Origin of the sequence: Flammeovirga aprica JL-4, assembly GCF_012844305.1 — a bacterium.
Taxonomy (GTDB): domain Bacteria; phylum Bacteroidota; class Bacteroidia; order Cytophagales; family Flammeovirgaceae; genus Flammeovirga; species Flammeovirga aprica.
Map to the genome: position 1 here is coordinate 1 of NZ_JABANE010000431.1, position 537 is coordinate 537.

1 pseudogene is annotated in these 537 nt (G+C 65.0%); it reads right to left on the minus strand.

Annotated elements, in window-relative coordinates:
• A pseudogene (locus HHU12_RS34780) lies at positions 1–537 on the minus strand (urocanate hydratase); the annotation flags it as partial.

Sequence of the window (537 nt, forward strand, 5' to 3'; positions counted from 1 at the left end):
ATCGAGCGTTTCGCCGCCAGAATAGTGCCCTGCGGGTCGGATTCGGCTTTCTGCTGATACTCTTCCCAGCTCCAGCCTTTCGGCAGATAGCCATGCAGCGGGTCGTGGGCGCTGGTCTGGTCGGTGACCATATCCGGGCGCACGCCGCGCTTCACCAGCTCCGGTACGATCTCCGCGGCGTTGCCGCACAGCGCGATAGAGATGGCCCGCCCTTCGGCGGTGTATTTTTTGATGCGCGCCAGGGCGTCATCCAGCGAGGTGGCTTGCTCATCCACGTAGCGGGTACGCAGACGGAAATCGATGCGGCTCTGCTGACATTCGATGTTCAGCGAGCAGGCGCCGGCCAGCGTCGCGGCCAGCGGCTGCGCGCCGCCCATGCCGCCCAGACCGGCGGTTAATACCCAGCGGCCTTTCAGGCTGCCCTGGTAGTGCTGGCGACCGGCTTCGACGAAGGTTTCGTAGGTACCCTGCACGATGCCCTGGCTGCCGATGTAGATCCAGCTGCCGGCGGTCATCTGGCCGTACATCGCCAGCCCT